The organism is Acetobacter estunensis (assembly GCF_011516945.1).
In the GTDB taxonomy this organism is placed as follows: Bacteria; Pseudomonadota; Alphaproteobacteria; order Acetobacterales; family Acetobacteraceae; genus Acetobacter; species Acetobacter estunensis.
In genome coordinates, this window is sequence record NZ_WOTH01000003.1 from 19,042 (window position 1) to 45,115 (window position 26,074).

Below are 26,074 nucleotides of genomic sequence, written 5' to 3' on the forward strand. Positions count from 1 at the left end.
ACAACTGGGAAGGACAACCGCATGTCTGCTGAAAAGATCGCGAAGGGCGCCGCCAAGGCTGCCAGCGATGCGAACACCAACGCGCGTGACGAACTGGAAGCTCTGAAAAATCAGCTCGAAGAGTTTCTGAACAAGCACGTCGTCCCGTCCGTGACGGATGCGGCCAACTCAGCGGTCTCCAGTGCGCGCGACATGGCGCAGCACCAGCGCAAGAACGTGGAAACGAATGTCAGCGCCAAGCCGCTGCTCTCCATCGGCATTTCCGCCGTCGTCGGGTTTGTCCTCGGCCGCCTGTCGCGTTAAGCTTTCGCCCCGGGAGTCTCTGCAAGCAGGAAACCGGGGCTGTCAGTCGATCCGTTACCGTTATCGGGGTGATTCGACTTCGTTCCGGTTTTCCCGCAAAGGGACGAGGTTGGAATCAGGAAGGCGGGCTTTTTCGCGAAAGCTGGCCGATGGCAAGGTAGACGGCGACTCATGCGCATCTTTGAGGTCGGAAAGACCGCAGCCCACGCGGAAGTGGAACTCCTTCAGCGGAAGGCGATGCGTCTGGGACGCCAGATCGCGCTTCTGGTCGTGGCGGCTCTGATGGGATTTTTCTCCCTTATCACTGGCCACGCCCTGCTTTGGGCCATTTTCCGGTATGAATTCGGTTTCGGGCCTGTGCTGGCGCCGGGAGCCGTGTTCGGTACCGATATTTTCGTTGCGCTTGTGTTCCTCTTCTTCGGTCGCCGTTCTTTCATCCTGCCCTCCGAGATCGAGGCGCATCTGCGGCGTGACCGGGCCATCAACGAACTCAAGCAGACCCTCACCATTTTCTCCGTGGCGTCCGCTGTGACGGGGCCACTCAGCCGCTTTGCCGGGCGCAAGGTGTGGGGTGTGATGTCGCGGCGCAACCGTTCCTGACGAACGGTTTATCCGGAACTGTGAAATTAAGGCGGTCTCTTCGGAGGCCGCCTTTTTCATTTGTGTGTCAGTCCTGCTCGTTCGGGAAAGCGGCTCCCTGTAGGCGAGCCTCAAAAGCGCGGACGAGGGTGGGATTGGTGCGGCGCAACTGACTGGCATCGAGCATGATGGCCGTGTCGCGGGCCGAAGCGCGGCTCCAGCGGACGAGGCGGGCGCATTCGGAGCGCTCGGCTTCCTCGTGGCGGCGCAGGGGAGATGTGGTTACAGGCATGGTCGGTTTCCGGTGTGCAGCAGAAAGAAAATGTCTGCTCGGAGACCGGGCAGAAACATGCGCGGCTCTTTCGCATGTCTCCATGAGTGAGAGGTAAAGATTCTTCTCGGTGGTGTCGGTCTGCACGAATGGCGGTCATGCGCTGCGTTCAGGAGCGGCGATTACGCCGCTCCGCCAGTCGCGTGCCCAGAGCCTCCAGCGCGTCGCGCAGCGGGCCCTCAGGAAAATCGGGCAGATCGGGAGGCGTGAGTGGGGCATACTGACGTGCAACCGCTCGCGGTTTGGGTGTCATGGGCTGGAAGTCCTGCGTCAGTCGCAGTCGCTCCACGATTTTCTGACCGCACCACATATTGATCCGGTTGATGAGGGCCGCCTGCATGTGCTGGATTTCCATCGCCACCGGCCCATGACAGGCGATGGTGAGCGTCCCGGCGCCCAGCTTGCGCGGCTCCGTGCGGCGCGCAAGCGATTCTCCCACGATGTTGGACCAATCGAGGAATAGCGTGACCGTTGCGGGAGAGCGCTTGCGAAACGCCTCCTTCGTCACGCCGGGCAGAAGGGTGGAGAGGGTGCGGGGCGCAAAAGCGCGTTTGGGTGGGTGCGGGGGCTGCCTGTCTTCGGCCTTGTTTCTCCCGGCCTTGCCCGATGTCCGTGCGGCTTTCATAAGAGCCTCCGTGATTCCATCTTCATCCGCTCTCCTTGCATGGTACGACCATAATCGCCGCGTCCTACCTTGGCGTGCGCTGTCCGGTCAGACCGCCGATCCCTATCATGTATGGATCAGCGAAATCATGCTCCAGCAGACGACTGTTACGGCGGTCGTCCCCTATTACCACGCATTTCTTATGCGCTTCCCGACCGTAGAGCGGTTGGCCGCAGCTCCGCTCGATGACGTGCTCGCGGCGTGGGCGGGCCTTGGCTATTACTCCCGTGCGCGCAATCTGTATCGGTGCGCGGGCGACATCGTGCGGCGTGGCGGGTTCCCCCGTGATGTCGAGGGATTGCAGTCGCTTCCCGGAATCGGTCCCTATACGGCTTCCGCGATCGCGGCCATCGCCTTTGGTGTGCCAGTCGTGCCGGTGGACGGCAATGTCGAGCGGATCGTGGCGCGTGTGTTTGCCATTGAGGAACCGCTTCCGGGTGCGCGGCGGAAACTGGGCCGCGAGGCGCTTCGTCTCAATGGGGAAACCGAAGCCCGAAACCGTCCGTCCGATTTCGCGCAGGCTCTGTTCGATCTGGGCGCGACCGTCTGTGTGCCCCGCACGCCGCAATGTCTGCTCTGCCCGTGGGTGGTCTCGTGTGCGGCCCATAAAGCCGGGATACAGGCGCAACTTCCCGCGAAGACACCGAAAGCCGCACGCCCTGAGCGGCACGGCGTGCATTTCCTGCTGGTGGATGAAGCGGGGCAGATAGTGCTGCGTCGTAGGCCCGATAAAGGATTGCTGGGGGGTACCGTCGAGTTGCCCGGAACGCCGTGGCGGGATGCGCCATGGCCGCTGCCAGAGGCTTTCGAACTTGCACCGGGAGGGCCGCGCCACCCGTGGCGGGTGGCGGGAACGGTGCGGCATGTGTTCAGCCATTTTGCGCTCATGGTGACGGTCTGTGTTGCGCGTGTCCGCACGATGCCGAATCTGTTGCCGGAAGAAGGGTTTGTCGTTCCAGCGGTGCAGGCCGAGGGACTTGCGCTCTCCTCGCTTATGCGCAAATGCCTTGGGACTGGGCTGGAGGCTCTCGGCAATGAGCCGACCGCATGAAAGAGAAGGGCGCGCAGGGGTGACCGATATACAGGCTTCGGACAAGGAAATATGGCTGCTCGACGTGTACGGCCGGTTTCTACACAACGATCCTGTCTCGGACCGCCTGGAAACGCTGCTCCCGGAGGATTTACCGCCTGAAGGGCCGGGTGTTCTCCTGCATATCGATTCACAGAAAAAGGAAGAGCCGTTTCGCCTCGTGAAGCGCGACAGCCGGCCTGTTCCCTTGCCGCATATCGTTCCACATTTGGGAGGCGATCTGACGGTACGGCTTGAGGTGACGGATCGGCAGGGGCCTTTTGCCGCGTCGTATGGACATTTTCTTACCGGTACGGACGATGGCGGAGTGGACGCCGTGGAGGCGAGTGACACGGAAGCCGCCTTCGTGCCGGTGCCAGCGCGTACGGCGCGCGTGCTTTTGCCGTCTTCTCCGCTGAAGGTGCGGGATGAATGGGACACCGTTCTTCTGCCGCCTCGCGCGGATGAGGGAATGTGCGTGCGGGTCGGGGCTGGGGCATATCCGTGGCCGGTTGTCAGTGAATTGCTGACCCGCATGGCCAACATGTCGCCGGGTGAGATTCTGCGCCAGCATTTGCCGGAAATCGGTGATATTCCAGCACTTCGTGTCGAAGTCAGTTGTCCCACGCATTGATCTCGGGCCTTTGGCGCGCGAGCAGTATTTGACTTGCGCTGCTCACCTTCCCATGTCCTGATGACATAGCGATGTCGAAGCATTGCCTCGGGGGCAGTGCGGATGTCGCGGGATGGGAGTTGCCGACGTGTCGATGCCCGAATTCCTCATGCCCTTTTCGTCCGTTGTTGAGTGGACGGTGTTTGCCGGTATGGCTGGACTGATCGCCGCGATGGCGGGCCGAAATGCGGCACGTCAGCGAGCGTTGCAGCCGGTGCGGGTGCGTCGGCGACGCGGCTGATTTCGCTTCGTTGGCGTGATGGGCTAAGCCGGATCGCATGAATTTCCTGCATGTTCCGGCTGCTCAGTCAGTCGCTTCCGTTGGGGGCGGACGTCTTGGCGTTCTGCTCCTCAATCTCGGTACCCCTGACGACACCAGCTTTGCATCCGTCCGGCGTTATCTGAGTGAATTTCTCTCGGATCGGCGTGTGATCGAAGCCAATCCGGTTGTCTGGCAGCCCATTCTGCAAGGGGTTGTCCTGACTGTGCGCCCCCGGCGTTCGGGCGAAGCCTATCGTCGGATCTGGAACACCGCGTGCGATGAAAGCCCATTGCGCACGTTTACGCGGGCACAGGCGGAGCAACTGGCCGAGCGGTTTGCAGCGGAAAATGTGCAGGTGGCGTGGGGCATGCGCTATGGTACGCCTTCTGTGGCCGATGGTGTGACGGAACTCATGCAGGCGGGATGCGACCGTATTCTCGCCATGCCGCTTTATCCGCAATACAGCGCCACGACGACGGCTACAGCCAATGACCAGCTCTTTCGCTTCCTGATGAAGCTGCGGCTCCAGCCCGCGATTCGCACGCTGCCTGCCTTTGCCGATCACGCTCTCTACATTCGGGCACTGGCCGATTCCCTGAAGACGGCAGTGGAGGGGCTTTCTGCTCCTCCGCAAATGGTGGTGATCTCTTTTCACGGCCTGCCTGAAGAGTATGTCCGCAAAGGCGATCCGTATCGGGAGGAATGTGAGCGAACGGTTGCGGCTCTGAGACAGGAGACGGGGCTGTCCGAACAAGAGATGCCGATGACGTTTCAGTCCCGTTTTGGGCCAACGAAGTGGCTGGAGCCCTATACGGCGCCTTTTCTTGCAGGACTTCCGGCTCAGGGCATTACGCGTGTTGCTGTCATGACGCCGGGTTTTCTCACGGACTGCCTTGAGACACTCGATGAGATCGGCAACGAAGTCCGCGATGAGTTCCTTGCGGCGGGCGGAGAGGAGCTAACTTTGATCCCCTGCCTCAATGCCAGCAAGGGCGCGATAGATCTGCTTGAAGGACTGGCGCGGGTTGAATTGGGTGGCTGGTTGACGCCCTGAGGTTCCGTTCCATTCTGAGTGGAGCGCGTGTGATTTAAAGGACGTATCTCGGAAAAGAGACGGAGGATAACAATTCGCCGTTTCCGTATACCTTCATGCAATGTTTGTTAACGGTCGGACCGTAACATTTCCTCAAGCCGCCGGAGAGTTCCGGCACCCTTGAGTCGCGCTTCTGCCTGACCATGCTCCTTGAGCCAAAAGGTATGGACATGGATCACGCAGGGCGATGATGGAAATGCAGAGTCATGACCGACAGCACAAATGCGACGCCCCCCGTGTCCCGGAAAACCGGTGCCACGTCTCCTTCGATCCTTGTGGCCGATGACAATTACCAGCTCAATCCGATCATCTTCAATCCGCTGACCGGGTTTGTTCTTTCGGACGGTCAGAGTGTCGATGCGGTCGATACCATCACTGTTTCCGCTCTTTCGGGAGGCGCGTCTTTTAATACGACGCGGTTGCAGAGCGACAGTCGCATTTCTTCCGACTTTACCCAGGGCAGTGACGGTACGCTCACCTATAAGGGAACGCTGGCGGATTTCGCGAATTATTTCGTTCCTGACCTTTCCGCTACTTGTGTCACCACAACTGTGACGACCCAGCAGTTTCAGGTCACGATTTCCAATTCTGCCGGGACAGCTACGGCAACGAACTCTGTTGTCATCAATCCGGATACCTCCCTCGCGCAGGCGATGATCAGTGGTGCCGATCCGCAGACAGTTTCAGATACGGCTGGCAGTGCTCAGCAGATAGGGCAGATATTCGCTCTTCGCACGGCCAACTGGTCCCCAAATCTGTCAACGACGCAGGTTGCCACATTGACTTTTACCATTACCGGCGTTTCGGCGGGCGTGGGTGGTGTGCTCAAGGTGGACGATGTACCATCGGATGTAACGGTTTCCGGTAACGATACAACCACGCTGAGCCTGACGGGAACGGAATCCGAGCTTGGCAGTCTTCTTCAGGATTCATCGTTCCAGAGTCATCTTGCCTTCGTTCCCGGAAGTGACTCCACCCTTCTCTCTACGCAGCAGGCTCAGATCGGGATCAGCGCTACCCTGCAGGAACAGGGAAGTGACATTGTACAGAAGGTAGATTCTTCTCTGCTTGAGGATGGTCATGTTTCTCCCATGACCTTGCAGATCGTGCCCACCGTTCCTTCTGGGAATGATGCCGTAACGAACGGGCATTATTCCATCACGCAGGCTTCGACGTCGCTGTCGCTTTTCTCCGCCGATAACGGTGTGAAAATCAGCAATGGTTATGGTGGCGATGTGACGGTTGCCGTGCAGAGCAGCAATGCCCTGGCGGGTACACTCGATTTCGCTTCCGCATCCACGACAGGTCTTATCGGAAGCGTTGCGAACACCACCACAAATGGCCAGCAGATCGTTTCCGCGAGCTTTGACAGCGCTGCGGATGCGGCCTCCTTTCTTGAGGGGGTGAACTTTGAAACCGGACAGGGCGCGGCTGCGGCTGGTCAGTCAACAACGCTTTCGGTGAGTGCGACCAACGGCAATCCGTATGAATCGACAGTATCCTGGTCGGAAAGTCTTCAGGTCTTTCCATCGGATTCCCCATCTCTGACAGGTCTTGTCCAATCAGGAACGACAGCGGTCAATGCGGCGGGCGATGCAACCACGCCGTTTGCGGCTGCCGTGATCAACAGTCCGGATGATCTACCGGTTACGGTCACTGTTTCGGCTTCGGGCAACAGCGGTCTTCTCGCAACCAGCGCCGGTTCCGATGTGACGCTGTCCGGAAACGACACGTCCACACTGACGCTCACTGGAACGGCAGCGGAGGTGCAAGCGGCACTGCGGAATGCGACCTTCCAGCCGTATGGTGATCTTTCCTCTTCCACGGATTTTTCGTTTTCCACAACGATCAGCAATGGTTTTTCCACCGACAGTGCCACGTCATCTGTCACTGTGGTTCCCGATATTTCACTGACCGTTCCTGACGAGAACGTCGATCTGTCTTCGCTTCTGAAGGACTCTACTCTCAGTGGCATTGGCGGTACGTCACAGGTCGATGTGTTGACGATCAAGGAGACCTCGGGCGACGGCCAATTTGTGGATTCTGGTAAGGGGCCTCTCCAGTCCGCCATTTCCGCCGATGGCAAGACGCTAGTGCTGAGTGGCACGCTGGCAGAACTGAAAGCCGATCTTGCGAGCGGCGCGATCACAGCTACGGATCCTACGACGGCCGCAGGCGCTACCGGTGGAACGGCGTCGCTGTCTTTCACTCTCTCACAGGATGCCGACAGCGCCACGGCTTCTGCAGACGTGGTTCTACCGGGCTCCATGGTGACGAATATCGTCGATCCTGATGTCGGCAGCACGATCACAGCAACGGCTTCTGCGCCTCTTACTGTGGTCAATGACAATGCGAGCCTGACTCAGGGCAGCACTTTTGTCCTGCAAGATGGAAGCACGGTCAGTGCTACGGAGACGGGGCGTAATGGCGACACGTTTGCCATGGGAGTGGACGGCGGAAGTTCCGTGTTAAGTTTGGCTAACACGGGCGTGGGTATCAGTACGGTGGTCACCTCTGGCGGTGTCCAGACCGTGAATGCGTCGTCGAGCACATCGCAGGTTACGGTTTTCAGCGGTGCGCAGTCTGTGGATTTCACGGGGGGTACGGGCGAACTTGTATCCAACAGTTCGGGCGATACGACCGATTGGACTGTGACCGGTACGTCCGGTGGTGACAACCAGCTCTGGCTGGGCAACGGGGCGGCCACGATCAACGCGGGTGGCTTCAATCAGGTGATTCTGGGCAATGGTTCGGGCCTGAACGGCACGGTGGCCATCACGGGGGGCACGTCAGCGGATAAGGAAGAGGTCGATCTGTGGAATGGTTCGGGCACGACCGGAACAGTGACGCAGACGGGCGATTCCTATCTGACGGTGTTTGGCAGCAGCGAGGGCAGCACGAACGATGCCACGCTGAGCAATGGCCTTGTGGCGCTCTCGGGCGCCACAAGCGAGATCACGGCGCAGGATCAGGGCACGGTTCAGGTATGGGCCAATGGTGGAGCGACAACCTTCACCGATGCGGGAACGGGTGATGCCCAGTTCTATGAAACCGGTTCGGGCACCTTCTCCGTCAAGGACACCGGCGCTTCCACAGGTACCTTGACGATTGGTGTGTTCGCCGGTGCGAATGCGACGTGGACGGCGACGACCGCGGCTCGTCAGGCCATCATCTCGGTGGCATCCGGCAACGGAACGGTCGTTACCGGTGCTGGAGTGGTGACGGCCCAGCAGATGGCCGATGCTGCCGTAACCTATAACCTTGGACAGAATGGCGTGTCGTCGCAGCTCAATCTGACGGCGACCGGGAAGAACGCGGCTCTTATCAATACCTCTGGCGGTGTCCAGACCGTGAATGCGTCGTCGAGCACATCGCAGGTTACGGTTTTCAGCGGTGCGCAGTCTGTGGATTTCACGGGGGGCACGGGCGAACTTGTATCCAACAGTTCGGGCGATACGACCGATTGGACTGTTACCGGTACATCCGGTGGTGACAACCAGCTCTGGCTGGGCAACGGGGCGGCCACGATCAACGCGGGTGGCTTCAATCAGGTGATTCTGGGCAATGGTTCGGGCCTGAACGGCACGGTGGCCATCACGGGGGGTACGTCAGCGGATAAGGAAGAGGTCGATCTGTGGAATGGTTCGGGCACGACCGGAACAGTGACGCAGACGGGCGATTCCTATCTGACGGTGTTTGGCAGCAGCGAGGGCAGCACGAACGATGCCACGCTGAGCAATGGCCTTGTGGCGCTCTCGGGCGCCACAAGCGAGATCACGGCGCAGGATCAGGGCACGGTTCAGGTATGGGCCAATGGTGGAGCGACAACCTTCACCGATGCGGGAACGGGTGACGCTCAGTTCTATGAAACCGGTTCGGGCACGTTCTCCGTCAAGGACACCGGCGCTTCCACAGGCGATGCGACGTTGACAGTGATGGAATTTGCATCGGCGTCCGCCAGTGGCACGGTAACGGGTGGTAGCAAGAAGCTTGATGTCACGACAGGCGGCGGCTCTCTGGATGTCGTTGCTGGCTCCGGCGGACTTGATCTTTCCACGGCGGGCACAGGCGCGCTCACGCTCGATGTGACACAGGGATCGGATCACATCACGATTGCCAGCGGACACACCGGGGATGTCACGGTGATTGGTCGTAACCTGAATGCCGATGCCAGTTTCTCGATTTCTGGCACGGCGAGTCAGGCGATGGTGGGAAGCAACTTGGTGGTCAGTCTGGACGATGGCCACACCGTGACGTTTGTGGGGGATGCCAGCAGCAATAATATGTCCTTGTTTCTGGCTTGATCCTGTGTGGGGAGAAGCGGACTTGATATGGTCCGCTCACGTCCTCGATAAGAAAAAAGACGTAGAGAACACTATCCGTTCTGAGCGAGGAGTTTCAGAAATTTCTGTGCTCCGGGATGTCCGGCCTGTGCGGCTTCGCGCAGCATGGTGAGGCCGCGTTCCCGGTCTGCAGAGGACGGTTGTCCTTCCAGAGTCAAACGGCCATACATATAGAGTGCCCCGGGATCTTTCATGGACGCGCCAAGACGGAACCAGTTCATGGCCTGTGTCATGTCTTTTGGTTCCGCAATGACGGCCCAGTAATCTCCCAGCACGCAGGCGGCTCGGCCATGACCGTTTTGTGCCGCGCGGCGCAGCAAGGTTTCGCCGCGCGTCAGGCGGCGCAACCGTTCACGTCGATCCGTTTCATCTTCAGCGGGAGGGGAGGCGTGATTTTCCACCATCAGGCACTCACCAAGAAGGGCCTGCGCGTCGAGATGATCCGTAGATGCGGCTGTTTCAAGATGGTGTCGGGCGAGGATCGCATCGCGCGGAAGAAATTGTCCCCGCGCGTACCATTGCGCCAGCAGATGATGCGCTGCCCCGAGCCCGGTTTGCAAAGGTTCTTTCAGGCGCTCCATGACGGACTCGACAGAAGCACCGGAGCGCGCTTCCAGATCGGCGAGCGCCGTTACCGCAAGCGGTAGGCCGGCCTGTGCTGCGGCTTGCAGGGCTTCCAGCCGTTCCTGAGGAGCCTGTGTGCGTGTTCGGTCAAGCAGCCACACAAGGAAGAGAGAGGCCTGCGGGTTGGCGCGCGCGTGACCGAGGCGGGCCAGACGGAACGCTTCCTGTGTTCGAGGGTGTTCCTTACGTGGTGCCTCAAGAGCTTTTTCGTCCGGAACCACGCCCTCCCATGCCAGTCGGGCCGCAGGATCGCAGGCTGGCCCATCTCCTTTTGCGGCGGCCTGTTCCAGCCACCATGCCGCGTGACCGTGATGCGGCAGCGTCTCATGAGTGCCCTGCAGATAAGCCAGTCCGACGGTGCGCATGGCCTGAGCGTCTCCCTTGCGTGCCGCTTCAAGGGTTTTTTGGAGCGGGGTTTTTCGTTTCAGAAACCGAGGGAGAAGGTCACGCACGCAGGGAGCTTTCCAGATAACGGCAGAAGACGTCGGCCTAACATGTCCGCTGATAAGGATCAGCCCGTCAGTCTTATGTCGGCGTTAATGTGTTGGTGGTTAGGTGTCTCACGAAAACGACATGTTGCGACAGGTGAGAACACGACGCGATGGAGCGGCTGTTTACATTCCTTCTCAGTGGACAGAATGCAGAGTCTCATCTGAGTGTCATTGCGATAGCGATCCTGACATCCGCTCTCGCGATCTTCTTTCTCTCGCGGCAATCGTTGCAGTCCCGTGAAAGCGTTCTTGCTTTTGGCGCCACGGTCACCCTCGCTGAATTTGGGACGTTTTTCGACACGTTCTGGTCGACGCATTCCAGTTTGTGGGGCACCAGTCCGGAGCCGGCGACAGTCCTTTCCGGGCTGGTCATCTGGGCATCGGCCACCGGGGCAGGGTGGCTCTATCGTTGTCATAGGCGGACCATAAAATCAGTCATTCTTGCGGGCAGCGTGCTCGCGTTCGGAATGACATTTTCAGCGTTCTATATCCTCTCCGCGGCGGTCGAGCCGGGAGTGGTGGCTTACGATCTCTGGGTCGTGCTCTTCGTGCTGGTGTTGAGCGCAACGCTCTGCGGTTTCGCTTTCTGGGAGCTTGGCAGTCAGGCGGCCTCACGTCCTCGGCTTGTGGCCACAGCCCTTCTTGCTCTGGCGCTGACCCTGCTTCCGTTGGGATGCATGGGGTCCGTTCTGCCGTTCGATCAATGGCTGACGCTCGTGCAGCAGCCCGACAGCGCATTGTTTTCACCGCTTGCCGTGCTGTGCCTGTCCGGTTTTACCGCTCTCATTTTGCTGTTTTGTCTTGCCTCGTTGCTCGATATTCGCGTGGCCATCGCTCAGCGGCAGGAAGGTGATCGCATGAGGCATCTGGCGGACGGTACGTTTGAGGGACTGCTCATCTGCCGAAATGAAACAATTCTCGATGCCAACAACCGTATTCAGGAAATGCTGGGGCTCGATCTTTCGCAGCTACAAGAGAAGCGGCTGTCGGATCTGTTCCAGGACACCGGTTCCAAGCAGGATCATGTCTTTTCTGCTGGCGATCAGCTGAGGATGGGGAATCCGGCGCAGAGGGAAATGCTCGGGCCGAATGGGCGCCGTATTCCTGTGGAGGTTCTGTCACGCGAACTGCCGTATGTGGACGGGGAAGCGACCATTGTTGCGGTCCGCGATGTCACTGAGCGGAAAGCGGCGGAAGAACATATCCGTTATCTGGCTCTACACGATTCGCTCACCTCTCTCCCCAATCGTCGCGCTTTGGAAAGTGTGCTGGGGCAGATTCTTGAAAAGTCCCATGGTGACGGACCGCAGGCCGCCATTCTGGGGCTGGATCTGGATGGGTTCAAAGCCGTTAACGACACGTTGGGTCATCACGCAGGCGATCTGCTGCTCAGGGAAGTCGCGGAGCGGTTCCAATCCCAGCTTCGTGATTCCGACTACATCGCCCGCATCGGTGGAGATGAGTTCGTCATTGTCCTGCGTGGCGTCACATCGCCTGCCGATGCCCAGCAACTGGCTCAGCGTCTGTTGGCAAGTCTGTGGCAGCCTTTCAAGTTGGGTGGCCATGATGCCTATGTGGGTGTGAGCATCGGTATCGCCATCTGTCCCCGCGATGGGCATTCGGCGCAGATGCTGCTGAAATGCGCCGATATCGCCATGTATCAGGCCAAACTTGCCGGAAAAGGGCAGGTCTGTGAGTTCCAGCGCGGCATGGATGTAGCCGTGCGGGAACGGCATGATCTCGAACTGGAACTGCGCGCCGCAATCAGTCGCCATGAACTCATGCTGTATTATCAGCCGCTTTTTGGCAGGGACGGAAAGATCATCGGTTTCGAGGCCTTGGCGCGTTGGCCGCATCCGCATCGTGGCATGATCCCTCCCGATCGTTTCATTCCATTGGCTGAGGAAAGCGGTCTGATCGTGCCGTTGGGTGAGTGGGTAATGCGCACCGCCTGCTCGGTGGCCGTCAACTGGCCTTCCGACCTCAGCATTGCCGTCAATCTGTCGCCTACACAGTTCCAGCGTGTCGATCTGGTAGGGACAGTGCGCGATATTCTACACGAAACGGGGCTGGCACCCTCCCGGCTGGAATTGGAGGTGACGGAAAACCTCCTGATGGAGGATGTGCCACGCGCGCTGGCGCTGGTGAAGGATTTGCGGGCGCTTGGAGTGCGGGTAGCGCTGGACGATTTCGGCACCGGCTATTCGAGCCTTGCCTATCTTCACGACTTTCCGTTCGACAAGGTGAAGGTGGATCGTTCCTTCATCAACAAGATCACCAATGATGCCAATGCTTGGACCATCGTGGAATCGATCATTGTCATGAGCCACAAGCTCAAGCTGCGCGTGACGGCAGAGGGAATCGAGACGGGCGCCCAGCTTGAGCTGCTGACCGATCATGACTGCGACGAAATGCAGGGATTCCTGCTCGGTCGGCCCATGCCCGAGGAAGAGGCGAGCCGTCTCGCGGAAGTGGTGCGACAGGATTGCGATGTTGCCGATTGAGGCTCCTGCCTCGTGAATATCCACCCTGCGGGGTCATGGCATTGAGGCACTCGATCCTGTATCAGGAACGGCATGAACGACGCACGCACCGCCACATTGCACCGGGTCACCAGCGAGACCGATATCACCGTCACCATCAATCTCGATGGCACGGGCCGTGCGGTCATCGACACGGGGATCGGGTTTTTCGATCATATGCTGACGGCGCTTGCGCGTCACGGCATGGTGGATATCGACGTGACGGCCAAAGGCGATCTTGAGGTCGATTTTCATCACACCGTCGAAGATGTGGGCATCACGCTTGGGCAGGCGTTCCGCAAGGCGCTGGGCGACAAGAAAGGCGTGCGGCGGTTTGGTCATGCGCTTGTGCCATTGGACGAGGCGCTGGCCGAAGTGGTGGTGGATCTGTCGGGACGTCCATTCCTCGCGTGGGATCTGCCGTTTCCGACCGAGAAGATCGGCATCATGGACACCGAACTGTTCGAGGAATTTTTCCGCGCCTTCGCCATGTCCGCAATGATTACCCTGCATGTCACGCGCAAGGTCGGGCGTAACAGTCACCACATCGCGGAAAGCGCGTTCAAGGCGGCCGCGCGTGCCTTGCGTATGGCCGTCGAATTCGATCCCCGCGCGGTGGGCATCGTGCCCTCCACCAAAGGTGTGCTGTGAAAGTCTGGTCGGTCTGGGTGCCGGGGGTAGCCTTCGCAGGCCGCGCGGCGGAGCGGGAACTGCCGGTCGTAGTGCCGCAGACCGTTCGCTGGAGCGTGCTGTTCCTGGGCGGCATCGGACTTGCGGGTATTGGCGCGCGTATCCCCGGAATGCTGGTGATCGCGCTCTCGGTCGTGCTGGCGGTGGTCTTGCGTGATGTGCCGTTGTTGCCGGTGATCGTCTTCGCGGGGCGTTTCGCGCTGGCGGCCTTCGGCAGCGAACTGGTGGAGTGGAACCTTCGGCTGCGGGGTTACGTTTCGGCTGGCAGCGTGGTGGGGTCGTCGCGGGAAATGGCTCTTCTGCGCTATCTGGATGGACAGCACAGACGGGGGGCAACTCAGCCTTCGGTCAGCGCTGTGTCGTCGATTCCGGATCCCTTCGCACTGGCGGCGTCTGGTGGAAGCGGGCGGTCATGACGGAGAAGCGGATGTCCTCTCAGCGCGTGGTGGTCATTGATTATGATGGCGGTAACCTCGCCTCGGCCGCCCGAGCGGTGGAGGAAGCCGCGCGCCGTGCCCGCCTGCCTGTTACGGTCGAGATCACGAATGAGCCGGTCGCTGTCCGTGATGCGGATCGCATCGTTCTGCCGGGACAGGGTGCGTTTGCCGACTGCGCACGCGGAATCGAGGCCGTGCCGGGGTTGAAGGCCGCCATCATGCAGGCGGTGGAGGGCGGTACGCCGTTTCTCGGCATCTGTGTCGGCATGCAGTTGATGGCCGAGCGCGGGCTGGAGCATGGCGAGACGGCTGGCTTTGGCTGGATTTCCGGTGAGATCGCGCCCATGGAGGTTCCCGGTCTGCGCCTGCCGCAGATGGGGTGGAATGAACTGTCTTTCCCGCAGGCGCACCCTTTGACAGAGGGGCTGGGAGCGCAGCCGCACGGATATTTCGTGCATTCCTATGCCCTGCGTGGTGCGCGTCCGGACGATCTGCTGGCGACCACGGATTATGGTGGCCCGGTTCCCGCCATCGTGGCGCGGGGTAATGTCGCGGGCACGCAGTTTCATGTCGAGAAAAGCCAGACGGTGGGTCTGCGGATTCTCGCCAATTTCCTTCGCTGGACGCCCGGGGTTGTGCCGGGATGAATCGGGTGTTTTCCGCAACCCCGCCGCCAGCTCTTGCCGCCGAGCGTGCGCAGGAACTGGACGACGATGACATCGACGCCTTGTGCGAGGCGGTGGACGCCGCAATTCTCGATGGGGGCGGTTTCGGCTGGGTGAAGCCGCAGGGGCGCTCGGTGCTGGAGCGCTATTACCGTGGTCTGCTTCTGGTGCCGGAACGGATGCTGTTCGTGGCGCGGCATCGGGGCGTGATCGTGGGCTCTGCCCAGCTTGTCCGGCCGCCGCGCAACAATGAAGCGCAGGCGATGAACGCCAGCGTCATGCATTTTCACATCGCTCCCTATGCCCGCGGTATGGGGCTGGGGCGGATGCTGCTCGACGAGATCGTGCAGTGCGCGCGGGCGATGGGCTATCAGTTCCTCAATCTTGATGTGCGCGAGACGCAGACAGGCGCCATTGCCCTGTTCCGCAGCATGGGGTTCGAGCAGTGGGGGACGCATCCGTCCTACGCCCATGTCGATGGCCGTATGTTGCGGGGCCATTATTTCGTGAAGCGGCTTCAGGAACAGAGCCGCATCGCGCAGAACGGATCCGACACCCCAGCCGATACGGGAAGACCGAACTCCATGAGCACCCGCGCCCTGACTCTCTACCCTGCCATCGATCTCAAGGATGGAGCCTGCGTGCGTCTGCGCCGGGGCGAGATGGACGACGCCACCGTCTATTCCGACGATCCGGGCGCGCAGGCGCGGGCATGGTGCGATGCGGGATTCAGTTGGCTGCATGTGGTGGATCTCAACGGCGCGTTTGCTGGACACTCGGCCAATACGGACGCCGTGAAGAAGATCGTGGCCAATGCGTCCGTGCCCGTGCAGCTTGGAGGGGGCTTGCGGGACATGGCCGGGATTGAGGCATGGCTGGAGGCGGGGATCACCCGCGTCATCCTCGGCTCGGTCGCGGTGAAAAATCCGGCGCTGGTGAAGGAAGCGTGCAAGGCGTTTCCCGGCCGTATCGTGGCGGGCATCGACGCACGACAGGGACTCGTGGCCACCGAAGGCTGGGCGGAAGTGTCCGACATGCAGGCGACCGATCTTGGACTGCGGATGCAGGACGCGGGTGTGACGGCCATCATCTTTACCGAGATCACCCGTGACGGCATGCTCGAAGGGCTGGATCTGGTCCAGACGGCGGAACTGGCGCGCACGGTGTCCATCCCCGTGATCGCCAGCGGCGGCGTGGGATCACTGGATCATCTCGCGGCGCTCAAGCGCGTGGCGGAGGAGACGCCGGGCATTGAGGGCGTGGTCGTGGGACGCGCGCTCTATGACGGGCGCATTACGCCGGCAGACGCGCTGCGGGTTCTGTCCTGATGCTGAAACTCCGCGTTATCCCGTGTCTGGATGTGAAGAACGGGCGCGTCGTGAAGGGCGTGAACTTCGTCTCCCTGCGCGATGCCGGTGATCCGGTGGAGCAGGCGGCGGTGTATGACGCCGCGGGCGCGGATGAGTTGACGTTCCTCGACATCACGGCCAGCCATGAGAACCGCGACACCATTCTGGATGTGGTGAACCGCACAGCCGAACGCATCTTCCTGCCGCTGACGGTGGGGGGCGGGGTGCGCACGACCGCTGATATGCGCAAGTTGCTGCTGGCGGGCGCGGACAAATGTGCCATGAACTCGGCGGCAGTGAAGCGGCCGGAACTGGTGAACGAAGCCGCCAACAAGTTCGGTAGCCAGTGCGTGGTTGTGGGTGTGGATGCCCGTGCCAACGGCAAGGGCGGCTGGGAAATCTATACACAGGGCGGTCGTGCCCCTACAGGCATCGACGCGGTGGAGTGGTGCCGGGAGGTGGCAGCGCGTGGTGCCGGTGAAATCCTACTGACCTCCATGGACCGTGACGGCACACGCTCGGGGTTCGACCTCGATCTGCTGCGAGCGGTGAACGCCGCCGTGCGCCTGCCTGTCGTCGCTTCGGGCGGGGTGGGCGCGCTGGAGCATTTTGTGGAAGGCGCGAAGGCCGGGGCGACGGGTCTTCTTGCGGCGAGCGTGTTCCATTTCGGACAGTTCACCGTGCCTGAGGTGAAACAGGCGCTGACTGACGCCGGGCTGCCGGTGCGTCCCCCCGTGCCGCCCCTGACATTCTGAGACTGACCGGAAAGATCATGGCCAAGACACCCGAAAAGAAGAACGCCTCCTCCGCCAAGGTATTGCAGAAGGAAGCCGCGCGCCGAAGTGACGTGCCTGTCGATGCTTCCGTCCTCGATAGGCTGTTTGCTGTCGTGGAGAGCCGTAAGGGCACGGATCCTTCCATCAGTCATTCGGCGCGGCTGCTTTCGCGCGGCACTCGCAAGGTGGCGCAGAAATTCGGTGAAGAGGCCGTCGAATGTCTGATCGAGGCGGTCGCTGGGCGTCCGCATGAACTGATCGGGGAGAGCGCGGACGTGCTCTATCACCTTATCGTTCTGTGGGTGGACGCAGGGGTCACGCCCGATCAGGTCTGGGCGGAACTTGCCCGGCGCGAGGGCACCAGCGGGATCGCGGAAAAAGCGTCCCGTTCGTCCAAGACACCCTGAAGCGGAGGGAGCGTAGTCATGATGACAGATTATGATCCGAACAACATCTTCGCGAAAATCCTGCGCGGTGAAATCCCGTGCAAGAAAGTGTTCGAGAACGAGTGGGTGCTGGCCTTCCATGACATCGGACCGAAGGCGCCGGTGCATGTGTTGGTGATCCCCAAGGGGGCCTATGTCTCCTACGCGGATTTCTCGGCAAAAGCCTCTTCCGATGAAATCGTGGGCTTCACCCGTGCGGTCGGCCATGTGGCGCAGATGCTCGGGCTTGAAGAGAACGGCTATCGCCTCATCAGCAATGTGGGGCCGCATTCCGGTCAGGAAGTGCCACATTTCCATGTGCATCTGCTTGGCGGTGGACCGCTGGGTGCGTTGATCGGACGCTGAACGCGCAGTGCCCGCACCCCTTGCTCCCATGAGCGAGGGGCGGCAGGGTGAGGCTTCCTTTACGGATCATCCAAGCAGGAGGTTTTCATGTCCGACACTCCCGAATCCCGTCTGGCCGCGCTGGGCATTGAATTGCCCACCCCGGCGGCTCCTGTCGCCAACTATCTGCCGTGGACCCGTTCGGGCTCCCTGATCGTGGTGTCGGGCCAGCTTCCCCTCAAGGACGGCAAGCTTCTGACCACCGGGAAACTGGGTGCCGCCGTATCGCCCGAGACGGGTGCCGAGGCGGCCCGTTACTGCCTGATCGGGGTTCTGGCTCAGCTCAAGGCCGCGATCGGGGATCTCTCCAAGGTCACGCGCGTGCTGCGTCTGGGTGGGTTCATTTCCTGCACGCCCGAGTTCACCGCCCATGCCGGTGTGATGAACGGCGCCTCCGATCTGGCGGTGGCGGTGTTCGGCGATGCCGGTCGTCACGCCCGTTCCACGGTCGGTGTACCGTCCCTGCCGCTGGACGCGCCTGTCGAGGTGGAAGGTCTGTTCGAGATCGGCTAATGACCGGATGGACGGTTTCCCTTCATGACCGGATCGGCAGTCTTCCCGTCAGTGAGTGGGATGCCTGCGCCGGAGATGGGAATCCGTTCGTCAGTCATGCCTTTCTCTCGGCCATAGAGGACAGTGGTTCCGCCACGCCGGAAACCGGCTGGCTCCCCCAGCATGTCGTGCTGCGGGATGAGGCGGGACACCTCGTGGCTACGGCGCCCACCTATCTGAAGGCCCATTCCTACGGCGAATATGTGTTCGATCAGGGATGGGCCCGCGCTTTTGAGCAAGCGGGCGGGGATTATTACCCCAAACTCCAGACAGCCGTGCCGTTTTCACCCGTTCCCGGCCCGCGCTTGCTGGTGCGACCGGACGCGCCGAACGGCACAAAGGCCGCCTTGGGGCAGGCGCTGGCGCAGGTCTGCGGTGAACTGGCGCTGTCCTCGGCGCATGTGACGTTCTGTTCGTCCGAGGACGCCTCCGTATTGACAGAGGGCGGCTGGTTGCCGCGTCTGGGCCTTCAGTATCACTGGCACAATCGCGGTTATGGCAGCTTCGAGGACTTTCTCGGCGCGTTGGCGTCGCGCAAGCGCAAGGTGCTACGACGTGAACGCCGGGATGCCAACGCCTGCGGTCTGACGTTCCGGGCCGTGCGAGGGGCGGAGATTACGGAAGCCCTCTGGGACGCATTCTTTGTGTTCTATCAGGCGACCGTGGACCGGAAGTGGGGGAGCGCCTATCTCACGCGTCCATTTTTCTCGCTGTTGTCCGAACGGCTTGGCGATCGCATCGTGCTGATGGTCGCTGAACAGGGAAACAGACCGGTTGCTGGCGCCCTGAATCTGATGGGCGCTGATACGCTTTATGGTCGCAACTGGGGATGTGTGGGGGAGTGGCCCTTCCTCCATTTTGAGCTGTGCTATTATCGGGCCATCGATTTTGCCATCGAGCACGGACTGGCCCGGGTAGAGGCGGGGGCGCAGGGTGAGCACAAGATCCAACGAGGGTATCTGCCCGCGCTGACCCATTCCGCCCATTGGATCGCGCACCCTGCGCTGAAGCGGGCCGTGACCCACTTTCTGGTCGCCGAGCGACAGGGCGTGCTGGCGGAAAAAACGGCTCTGATGGAACTTTCTCCCTATCGACAGGATGGCTGACGGCACGGTTATGCATGTTTTTGCATGACAGAAATGTGTTTTGCGCCTTGTGGAGCCGCGCGCGATTCTGTCATGGATAATTGTACGCATACGAATGATTCGTGTGTTGTCTTTTCGTGTGGGCCCGAACCGTCGCGTGTCAGATTCCATTGCCCCTGTGCAGGAAGCCTTGCCGTCCCTGCCTTTGCTGAGACGTCGCTTTGGGCATCGACTGGCCCGTCTGGCGACGCATTGGCGGCGTGAGATCGATCACGATCTGCGCCGTTTCAACCTGACCGATGCGACGTGGCGCCCGCTTTACTATCTCGGCACCCTTGAACCGCCCGTGCGTCAGACCGATCTGGCGCGCGCGCTCTCGGTTGAGGCGCAATCTCTTGTGCGGGTGCTGGACGTGTTAGAGCAGCGCGGCCTCGTCACGCGCGAGGTCGATCCGGATGACCGCCGCTCGAAACTGGTCGTGCTGACACAGGAAGGGGCGGCTATGGGAAAGGCCGTTCTTGCCGTGGCGGATGATGTGGCGGCGCGGGTGCTCAGCGATGTGTCGGAGCGGGAGCTGGTTCTCTGTCTTGATGTGTTCGAGCGTGTCGGGGCAGCTCTGAATGCGGAACGGGACGACGAGAAAGAGAGCGGTTCGGTCCCCTCATCTCTTCGTGCAAAAAAATCTGCATGAGTGCCGCGACTGGTGTTCTCTCCGATACGCCGCCCGGTCTGTGGGCGGAAGTCGGCCATGATCTGCGACAACTCTGGGCACGGATCGGCCCTACTGTGCAGTATGCCCTGCGTGTCGGGCTGGCCATCGGTCTGGCGCTCTGGCTGGCCGGGTTCCTTATGCTGGAAAACCCGATCTCGGCCGTCACCACCGTTCTGATCGTAGCCAACCCCACGCCGGGTGCGCTGATTTCCAAGAGCATGTGGCGCATCGTGGGTACGCTGGCGGGCACGACGCTGGGCATCACGCTGATGGCGTCCTTTCCGCAACAGCCGGTGCTGTTCTTCGCCGGTCTCGCCTCGCTCATCGGTGTGGCGTGCGGTGTAGCCACGCTGTTGCGGTTCTACCGCGCCTATGCCGCCGTGCTCACCGGCTACACTATCATCATCATCTCGGTCAGCGCGTTTACGGACCCGGATCGCATTTTTGAAAGCGCCATGTCGCGTCTTTCTGTGGTGGTGATCGGGATCGTCAGCACCGCCATCGTCTTTCAGATCACCACCCTGCGCAGCCCCAACACGGCCACAGAGCGCATCGAGAAACTGCTGCGCGATGTGCTGGCCCAGTTCGTGACGCTTACGGCGGTCGAGCGGGATGCCGCCGATCCACGCTCCGACGAGACAGGGCAGGCGGGTGCGTTCCGCGAGTTCGACACGTCCACCTACAGCGCTCGCGCCCGGCTTCTGGCGCAGGCTGGCGCCGTGACGGAAGCGATCGATTACGCCTCATCCGTGGATTATCAGGTAAACCGGCGCGCGGCGGCCCTGCATCAGGGAGTGGCGCGGCTGCTGGGTCTGCTCAGCACCCATCACGCTGCCATGCGGGCCGTCCCTTCATCCGATGCGGCGCGTGTGCTGCGGGCGCGGGTGATCTCTAATCGTCTCATGCGCGAACTGGCGGATATGCCCATGGAGCAGTTGCTCCACGGCGATCCCACGGTCATCCGCCAGCGTATTCGTGCGGCTGTGCATGGGATCGAGGCGCTGGCGCTGGAAACGCCGGATCTGGCCGGTCTGGCTGCGATCGACACAGAGCGCGATATCCTCGTGCAACTCGGGCTGGCGGTCGACAATCTGTCCGATCTGGCATGGCGTGAAAAAGGCGTGCGGCTGATGCCGCTTCTCGAGTGGCCGGCAGCTCTGCGCAACATGTCGCGTGGCGCGCTCATCACGCTGATGGGGTGTCTGACATGGTACATCCTGCACTGGACGGCCGGGCCCAACGCTCTGGTCTATCTCATCTGCGCGTCCTGCCTTCTGGCCACGGCGCCTTCGGCCACCAAGGCGGCCGTCATGCTTTCGAGCGGTACGGCGCTGGCAGTGCCGGCATGTTACGTGTTCCGCACGTTCATGTTGCCGCAGACGGATGGTTTCCCGCTGCTGTGGCTCTCGCTCTATCTGTGTCTGCTGCCGGGCATCTGGATTCAGTTCCATCCGCGTTACGCCCTGCGCGGCTTCGGTTATGCCGTGTTCTTCAATGTCATGACGCAGGTGTCCAATCCCGTTCGTTATGAAGATATTCCGCTCATCAACAGCTGGTTGGCCTACTGGGTGGCGTGCGTGGGGATTGCGCTGGTGTTCCGGGTGATCCTGCCTGCGGACCAGCGGCTGGATGTCGCCCGGCTCGTGACGGCGCTGTGCCGCGCCGTGCAGCGATTCGCACTGCTTCCGTTGCGCTATCGCGTGATGTGGCTGAACTGGGAATATCTCCAGATGCAGCGTGTGCTGCGCCTGACCATGCGTCTGTCGCTGGTGGAGCGGCCGGAGCGTGTCTTTCATGTCACGGATGCGGCCCTTGCTGCTGTGGCACTCGGGCGCGTGGTGATGCGCCTGCGCGGTCTTCTGCGGCTTGATGGCCGAGTGACATTGGCGCAGGAAAAACTGGTGGCAGAGGCTCTTGGCTCCCTGTCGGGACTGCGGCAAGACCCGCAGGCAACCGCCACCTCGCTGCGTCATGCCGCCGCTCGGCTTCTTCCGCCCGAGGCGGCGCGGGCGCAGGCGGGAGCGGCTGGAAAGGCGCGCGGAGAAGAGGAGATGAGAAGCGTGAGCACCGTCAGACGCATGGCTGCCTGTCTTGTACAGGCCGCACAGCTTATCGACGCCGTGCCGGGTTTCTTTCATAAGGGTGGCCCGATGCAACAAGGAGCCGAGCATCCTCTTGCTCAGGCGGATTTACGCCAGTTGATCATGCCTCGTGTGAAACGACCCGATTCGAGAACAGCCGGATGCTGACCGAGTTCAATCTCTTTGGTGTCTTCATGGCGCCGATCGTGGTCTATGCCCTCGTGGCACTTCCCATAACGATGGTCCTGCGCTTTCTGCTCTGGTGGAGTGGACTCATGCGCTGGTTCTGGCATTTCGCCCTCTTTGAGGTCGCGCTCTATACCTGCGTCCTCTGTCTTTTGATTCTCTACGTCTGAGCAACCCGTCGCCAAAGGTTTTCGAGACACCACAATGCCTCTGCTCCGCACACTGATCCGCGTGATCCTGACACTGGCCGTCGTTTCTCTGGCCATCGTCCTTGGGGTGACTCTCTGGAACACCTACATGATCGCGCCGTGGACCCGTGACGGGCGCGTGCGTGTCTATGTGGTGGACGTCGCTCCTGAAGTCTCGGGTACGGTGGTGCAGGTGCCGGTGGTGGACAACCAGTTCGTCCACAAGGGTGATCCGCTCTATGTGCTCGACCCGGTCCGTTTCCGTCTGGCCATCCGTGAGGCTCAGGCCCGTCTGGACGGGGCGCTCGAAGACCTCAAGCTCAAGCAGAACGATGCACGCCGCCGTATGGGCCTGTCGGGCATTGTCTCGGCGGAAGAGCAGGAAGTCTTCAACTCGAACGTGGCCACGCAGGTGGCGGCGGTGGATGCGGCCCGCGCGGCGCTCGATGTGGCGAAACTGAATCTTCAGCGTTCGGTGCTCTATTCCCCGGTGAACGGTTACATCACCAACCTCAATCTGCGGGTGGGTGACTATGCCACGGCGGGTCAGGCGCGGCTGGCCGTGATCGACTCCGATTCCTACTGGGTTTACGGCTACTTCGAGGAAACGAAGATGTGGGGCGTGCATGTGGGGGATGAAGCCCGCGTCAAGCTGATGGGCTACAAGCAGATCATCCCCGGCCATGTCATCTCCATCGCCCGCGGTATCAACGACACCAACGGCAACCCCGACAAGCTGGGCCTTCAGGATGTGAACCCGATCTTTACATGGGTGCGTCTGGCACAGCGTATTCCGGTGCGCATCCATCTCGATCAGGTGCCTGAGGGCGTGACGCTGGCTGCCGGTATGACGGCGACGATCAGCGTCGGGCCTGAATCCCTCAGTCGTCGCGGCAAGCTGACCTCATGGCTGCAGGATCATCTGTGAGGCCGATGGACGTGATGATGTGCAGCATGTCCACCACGGCGGAGAGTTCTTCCTCCGATCCTTCCGATCAGCCGGCGTTCTCTCGCAAAGCCTCGCATCGTGGTCTTCTCGCCACTCTGCGCGGGCGTGTGCTTCCCACTCTTCTGAGTGGCTGCATGTTGGCGGGGTGCACGGTAGGGCCGAATTTCCAGCCGGACCGCATGAAGGTGCCGGCGGGCTTCAAGGAGGCGGCGGAAGAAAAGCCTGCGACACCGGAGCAGATTGCGCGCACCGACAAGGAAATGACCGAGTGGTGGGCGTCCTTCAATGATCCGATCCTGACCCGACTGGTCGAGGACGCGATCAAGGGCAATTACGATCTGCAGGAAGCCGGACAGCGTATTCTTGCCGAGCGTGCCCTGCGCGATAAGGCGGCTTCGGCCTGGTATCCGCAGATGGACGCCAATGCGGGCGGCGGCGATGTCCGTTATTCCATCAACATCGACAACTGGCCCCTGCGTCCGGGTAATCCGGCCAACCAGCCCGAAGCGTCCATGTTGACCTATGGCATGTCCGCGACATGGGAAATCGACGTGTTCGGACGTATCCGGCGGGCCGTCGAGGCGCATGAACGCTCTGTCGAGACATCCATTGAAGGCCGCCGCGCCCTTCTGATGATGCTGCTCTCGGAACTGGCCAACGATTACATGCTTCTGCGCGTGACGCAGTTGCAGATCCAGATTGCGACCGACAACATCAAGGTTGCGAAGGACAGTTTCGATCTGGCCAACCGTCTCTATCTCGAAGGCGTGGGCAATACGCTCCAGACCGCACAGGCGCAGGCCGAGCTGGATTCCCAGATCGCAGCCCGCGAACCGCTCAAAACGCATGTCTCGCAGATCTCCCACGCCATTTCGGTTCTGACAGGCAAGATGCCGGGCGAACTGGAGGATGAGCTCAAGGTCGTTCGACCGTTGCCGAAAGTCCCTGAGTTCCCGGCCACCATGCCGTCCATCGTGATTGCCAACCGCCCCGACATCCGGGCTGCGGAGAAGCAGTACGCGATGGCCACGGCCGAGGTCGGTGTTGCGGTGGCGGATCTTTACCCGCACTTCGTGATTCCGCTGAACTTCAATCCGAACGCATCGGCCATGTATCAGGCGTTCCAAGCCAATGCGATGAGCTGGCAGTTCCTGATGATGGCCAGCCTGCCGCTGATGCACGGCGGCAAATACACAGCCACCATCCGCGCAGCACAGGCGGCGGCCGAAGCGTCCCGTCTGCATTATCGGCAGACCGTCCTCAACGGCTTCAAGGAAGTCGAGGATGCGATGGCCGCGTGGCATGACGACATCGAATATGCCGAGCAGTTGCATAAGGCCTCGGAAGATAGCGCGTTGGCGCGCGATCGCGCTCGTAGACTCTACGCCGCCGGCCTGATCGGCTTCCTCGATGTGCTGACGGCAGAGCGCACCACTCTCGATGCGCAGAATCATGAGGCTCTTTCGCGGCTTGAGCGTCTGCGCGATGCGGTCAATCTCTACACCGCCATTGGCGCGGGCTGGCGTGGCGTGGCGCTCACGAGTTCCAGCCTGCCGGTCTCATTGCAAACGCAGAACGCGTGGGCACAGGCCTTCCAGCAGTAATGCGTGGCTGAACTCCAGTCGTGTCGGGACGTTGGGGAACGGCCCCGTTCGTTCCGACACATTTTTCCACGAAAGGATCAGGCCCATGGATGATGAGCCGAATTACGCCCGTCGTCTGGCCTTGATTCTGGGTGGTTTCATGGTGGGCTTCACCCTGATCGTCGTCGATACGTGGACGTTGATCGCCAATCCCGGTTACGGGCAATCGCTCTTCGTACTGATCCTGCGTTATCTGCCGCTGGTGGCGGGTGTCGCCATCATGATTGGGGCCTTCGTGCTGCTTCGCAAGCCGGTTGAGGACGATCCCGGCGTTGCGCCCGACGATGTGGACAACATGGACGGCGCCTGAGCACCTTTACGCCGCGAAGGGCAGTTTCTTGAGGAAAGCGGAGAGTTTGTGCCGCCGCAGTTCCGAGCGGGCCAGCGCTCCGGTCTCCATATAATTCAGCTGGATGGTGGTGCGCGGTCCGGCGTAGCGCCGGTGGCCGTGCCACGTTGTCGGACCGTTGGGAAAGACCAGAAGTGTCCCGTTTACGGGGGGCACCTCGACGGCATAGTCCTCCACATCGTCCGGTCCGTTCAGAAGACGCAGGCAGCCGTCCTGCCGTGCGAACGCCTCCGTCGCCGGGTTGAGATAGAGCAGCACCGTCACACGCTTGGCGGCAGAGTCGCAATGGATACGCCCGTCCTTTTCCCGTGTCCGGCCGCGCACGGTCAGCATGGTGGGGGCGTCATGCAGGTCGAGACCGAATTTTTCCGCAATGAGCCGCCGCAGTTCCGGCCCTTCCATCTGTTGGATCAGGTTCTGCATGAGCGGTGTGAGTGACAGGGATTCCGGCGGAAAGGAGCCGCCTGACTCGATCTGGGGCAGCGAGACATACAGAGCCTTCAGATCATCGGGACGGATGAAGTGCTCGACCACCAGATGCGCAAAAGGAGTCTGCACGACCGGTGCCGCCGCGAGAGCCGCGAAATCGGGATGAACGGAAGCAACGGTCATGGCGGTTCTCCTGCGC

General features: G+C 61.1%; 27 protein-coding genes. 23 read left to right on the forward strand and 4 right to left on the reverse strand.

Going from position 1 to position 26,074, the window contains the following annotated elements; translation table 11 throughout:
* Positions 1-21: 21 nt before the first annotated feature.
* Both GOB87_RS02160 and GOB87_RS02165 read left to right on the forward strand, forming a co-directional pair.
* Positions 22-303: a DUF883 family protein gene (locus tag GOB87_RS02160; RefSeq protein ID WP_166312911.1), complete on the forward strand. Its 282-nt coding sequence runs from the start codon at positions 22-24 to the stop codon at positions 301-303.
* A 171-nt stretch (positions 304-474) separates the two neighbouring features.
* Positions 475-903 (forward strand): phage holin family protein, encoded by a 429-nt coding sequence (locus tag GOB87_RS02165; RefSeq protein WP_166312912.1) that lies wholly within the window; start codon positions 475-477, stop codon positions 901-903.
* Between the two features lie 67 nt (positions 904-970).
* Here the strand turns inward: GOB87_RS02165 and GOB87_RS02170 are convergent, their stop codons facing one another.
* Together GOB87_RS02170 and GOB87_RS02175 are read right to left on the reverse strand one after the other, a co-directional pair.
* Entirely contained in the window at positions 971-1,174 is a 204-nt protein-coding gene (locus GOB87_RS02170) for a hypothetical protein (RefSeq protein ID WP_166312913.1), read from the reverse strand.
* Positions 1,175-1,322: 148 nt separating this feature from the next.
* A complete protein-coding gene (locus tag GOB87_RS02175) occupies positions 1,323-1,838 on the reverse strand; it encodes a DUF721 domain-containing protein (protein ID WP_166312914.1) in 516 nt (171 codons plus the stop codon).
* A 79-nt stretch (positions 1,839-1,917) separates the two neighbouring features.
* Here GOB87_RS02175 and GOB87_RS02180 point away from each other — a divergent pair, with 79 nt between their 5' ends.
* From GOB87_RS02180 to GOB87_RS02200, 5 genes are all read left to right on the forward strand, one after another.
* Positions 1,918-2,928 carry an A/G-specific adenine glycosylase gene (locus GOB87_RS02180; protein ID WP_166313044.1) on the forward strand — a complete coding sequence of 337 codons (1,011 nt, stop codon included), beginning with the start codon at positions 1,918-1,920 and terminating at the stop codon, positions 2,926-2,928.
* Entirely contained in the window at positions 2,912-3,580 is a 669-nt protein-coding gene (locus tag GOB87_RS02185; RefSeq protein WP_166312915.1) for a hypothetical protein, read from the forward strand. Before GOB87_RS02180 ends, GOB87_RS02185 begins: the two co-directional genes overlap by 17 nt.
* A 112-nt stretch (positions 3,581-3,692) precedes the next feature.
* Complete coding sequence (locus GOB87_RS02190; protein WP_166312916.1) at positions 3,693-3,860, forward strand: hypothetical protein; 168 nt, start codon at positions 3,693-3,695, stop codon at positions 3,858-3,860.
* A gap of 37 nt (positions 3,861-3,897) precedes the next feature.
* The gene (gene hemH / locus GOB87_RS02195) at positions 3,898-4,935 is read left to right on the forward strand and encodes a ferrochelatase (protein WP_166312917.1); all 1,038 of its coding nucleotides are present in this window, start codon (positions 3,898-3,900) and stop codon (positions 4,933-4,935) included.
* Positions 4,936-5,180: 245 nt separating this feature from the next.
* A complete protein-coding gene (locus tag GOB87_RS02200) occupies positions 5,181-9,278 on the forward strand; it encodes a beta strand repeat-containing protein (protein WP_166312918.1) in 4,098 nt (1,365 codons plus the stop codon).
* A gap of 71 nt (positions 9,279-9,349) precedes the next feature.
* On the opposite strand, the gene GOB87_RS17035 is transcribed toward GOB87_RS02200, so the two are convergent.
* Positions 9,350-10,393 (reverse strand): tetratricopeptide repeat protein, encoded by a 1,044-nt coding sequence (locus GOB87_RS17035; RefSeq protein WP_166312919.1) that lies wholly within the window; start codon positions 10,391-10,393, stop codon positions 9,350-9,352.
* Positions 10,394-10,542: 149 nt separating this feature from the next.
* On the opposite strand from GOB87_RS17035, the gene GOB87_RS02210 reads away from it, so the two are divergent.
* The 16 genes from GOB87_RS02210 to GOB87_RS02285 all read left to right on the forward strand — a co-directional run bounded on the left by GOB87_RS02210 (position 10,543) and on the right by GOB87_RS02285 (position 25,407).
* Entirely contained in the window at positions 10,543-12,936 is a 2,394-nt protein-coding gene (locus GOB87_RS02210) for a putative bifunctional diguanylate cyclase/phosphodiesterase (RefSeq protein ID WP_166312920.1), read from the forward strand.
* Between the two features lie 72 nt (positions 12,937-13,008).
* Positions 13,009-13,605 (forward strand): imidazoleglycerol-phosphate dehydratase HisB, encoded by a 597-nt coding sequence (gene hisB / locus GOB87_RS02215; protein WP_166312921.1) that lies wholly within the window; start codon positions 13,009-13,011, stop codon positions 13,603-13,605.
* Entirely contained in the window at positions 13,602-14,060 is a 459-nt protein-coding gene (locus GOB87_RS02220) for a hypothetical protein (RefSeq protein ID WP_166312922.1), read from the forward strand. The genes hisB and GOB87_RS02220 overlap by 4 nt, the downstream gene beginning before the upstream one ends.
* On the forward strand, positions 14,057-14,728 hold the full coding sequence (gene hisH, locus GOB87_RS02225; RefSeq protein ID WP_242006111.1) for an imidazole glycerol phosphate synthase subunit HisH: 672 nt from the start codon (positions 14,057-14,059) through the stop codon (positions 14,726-14,728). The genes GOB87_RS02220 and hisH overlap by 4 nt, the downstream gene beginning before the upstream one ends.
* Before the next feature lie 5 nt (positions 14,729-14,733).
* Entirely contained in the window at positions 14,734-16,074 is a 1,341-nt protein-coding gene (gene hisA / locus GOB87_RS02230; protein ID WP_373320746.1) for a 1-(5-phosphoribosyl)-5-[(5-phosphoribosylamino)methylideneamino]imidazole-4-carboxamide isomerase, read from the forward strand.
* The gene (gene hisF / locus GOB87_RS02235; protein WP_166312925.1) at positions 16,074-16,850 is read left to right on the forward strand and encodes an imidazole glycerol phosphate synthase subunit HisF; all 777 of its coding nucleotides are present in this window, start codon (positions 16,074-16,076) and stop codon (positions 16,848-16,850) included. Before hisA ends, hisF begins: the two co-directional genes overlap by 1 nt.
* Before the next feature lie 17 nt (positions 16,851-16,867).
* A complete protein-coding gene (locus GOB87_RS02240; RefSeq protein ID WP_166312926.1) occupies positions 16,868-17,278 on the forward strand; it encodes a phosphoribosyl-ATP diphosphatase in 411 nt (136 codons plus the stop codon).
* Between the two features lie 18 nt (positions 17,279-17,296).
* The gene (locus tag GOB87_RS02245) at positions 17,297-17,662 is read left to right on the forward strand and encodes a histidine triad nucleotide-binding protein (protein WP_166312927.1); all 366 of its coding nucleotides are present in this window, start codon (positions 17,297-17,299) and stop codon (positions 17,660-17,662) included.
* An 87-nt stretch (positions 17,663-17,749) separates the two neighbouring features.
* The gene (locus GOB87_RS02250; RefSeq protein ID WP_166312928.1) at positions 17,750-18,214 is read left to right on the forward strand and encodes a RidA family protein; all 465 of its coding nucleotides are present in this window, start codon (positions 17,750-17,752) and stop codon (positions 18,212-18,214) included.
* A complete protein-coding gene (locus GOB87_RS02255) occupies positions 18,214-19,359 on the forward strand; it encodes a GNAT family N-acetyltransferase (protein WP_166312929.1) in 1,146 nt (381 codons plus the stop codon). The genes GOB87_RS02250 and GOB87_RS02255 overlap by 1 nt, the downstream gene beginning before the upstream one ends.
* A 136-nt stretch (positions 19,360-19,495) precedes the next feature.
* Positions 19,496-20,029 carry a MarR family winged helix-turn-helix transcriptional regulator gene (locus tag GOB87_RS02260; protein WP_264806490.1) on the forward strand — a complete coding sequence of 178 codons (534 nt, stop codon included), beginning with the start codon at positions 19,496-19,498 and terminating at the stop codon, positions 20,027-20,029.
* On the forward strand, positions 20,026-22,299 hold the full coding sequence (locus tag GOB87_RS02265) for an FUSC family protein (RefSeq protein WP_166312931.1): 2,274 nt from the start codon (positions 20,026-20,028) through the stop codon (positions 22,297-22,299). Before GOB87_RS02260 ends, GOB87_RS02265 begins: the two co-directional genes overlap by 4 nt.
* Positions 22,293-22,487: a DUF1656 domain-containing protein gene (locus tag GOB87_RS02270; protein ID WP_166312932.1), complete on the forward strand. Its 195-nt coding sequence runs from the start codon at positions 22,293-22,295 to the stop codon at positions 22,485-22,487. Before GOB87_RS02265 ends, GOB87_RS02270 begins: the two co-directional genes overlap by 7 nt.
* A 34-nt stretch (positions 22,488-22,521) precedes the next feature.
* On the forward strand, positions 22,522-23,433 hold the full coding sequence (locus GOB87_RS02275) for an HlyD family efflux transporter periplasmic adaptor subunit (RefSeq protein WP_166312933.1): 912 nt from the start codon (positions 22,522-22,524) through the stop codon (positions 23,431-23,433).
* A 155-nt stretch (positions 23,434-23,588) separates the two neighbouring features.
* Positions 23,589-25,058, forward strand: a complete 1,470-nt coding sequence (locus GOB87_RS02280) for an efflux transporter outer membrane subunit (RefSeq protein ID WP_166313045.1) — start codon at positions 23,589-23,591, stop codon at positions 25,056-25,058.
* Between the two features lie 85 nt (positions 25,059-25,143).
* Positions 25,144-25,407, forward strand: a complete 264-nt coding sequence (locus tag GOB87_RS02285) for a hypothetical protein (RefSeq protein WP_166312934.1) — start codon at positions 25,144-25,146, stop codon at positions 25,405-25,407.
* Positions 25,408-25,413: 6 nt separating this feature from the next.
* On the opposite strand, the gene GOB87_RS02290 is transcribed toward GOB87_RS02285, so the two are convergent.
* Positions 25,414-26,058, reverse strand: a complete 645-nt coding sequence (locus GOB87_RS02290; protein ID WP_166312935.1) for a 2OG-Fe(II) oxygenase family protein — start codon at positions 26,056-26,058, stop codon at positions 25,414-25,416.
* Positions 26,059-26,074: the final 16 nt, after the last annotated feature.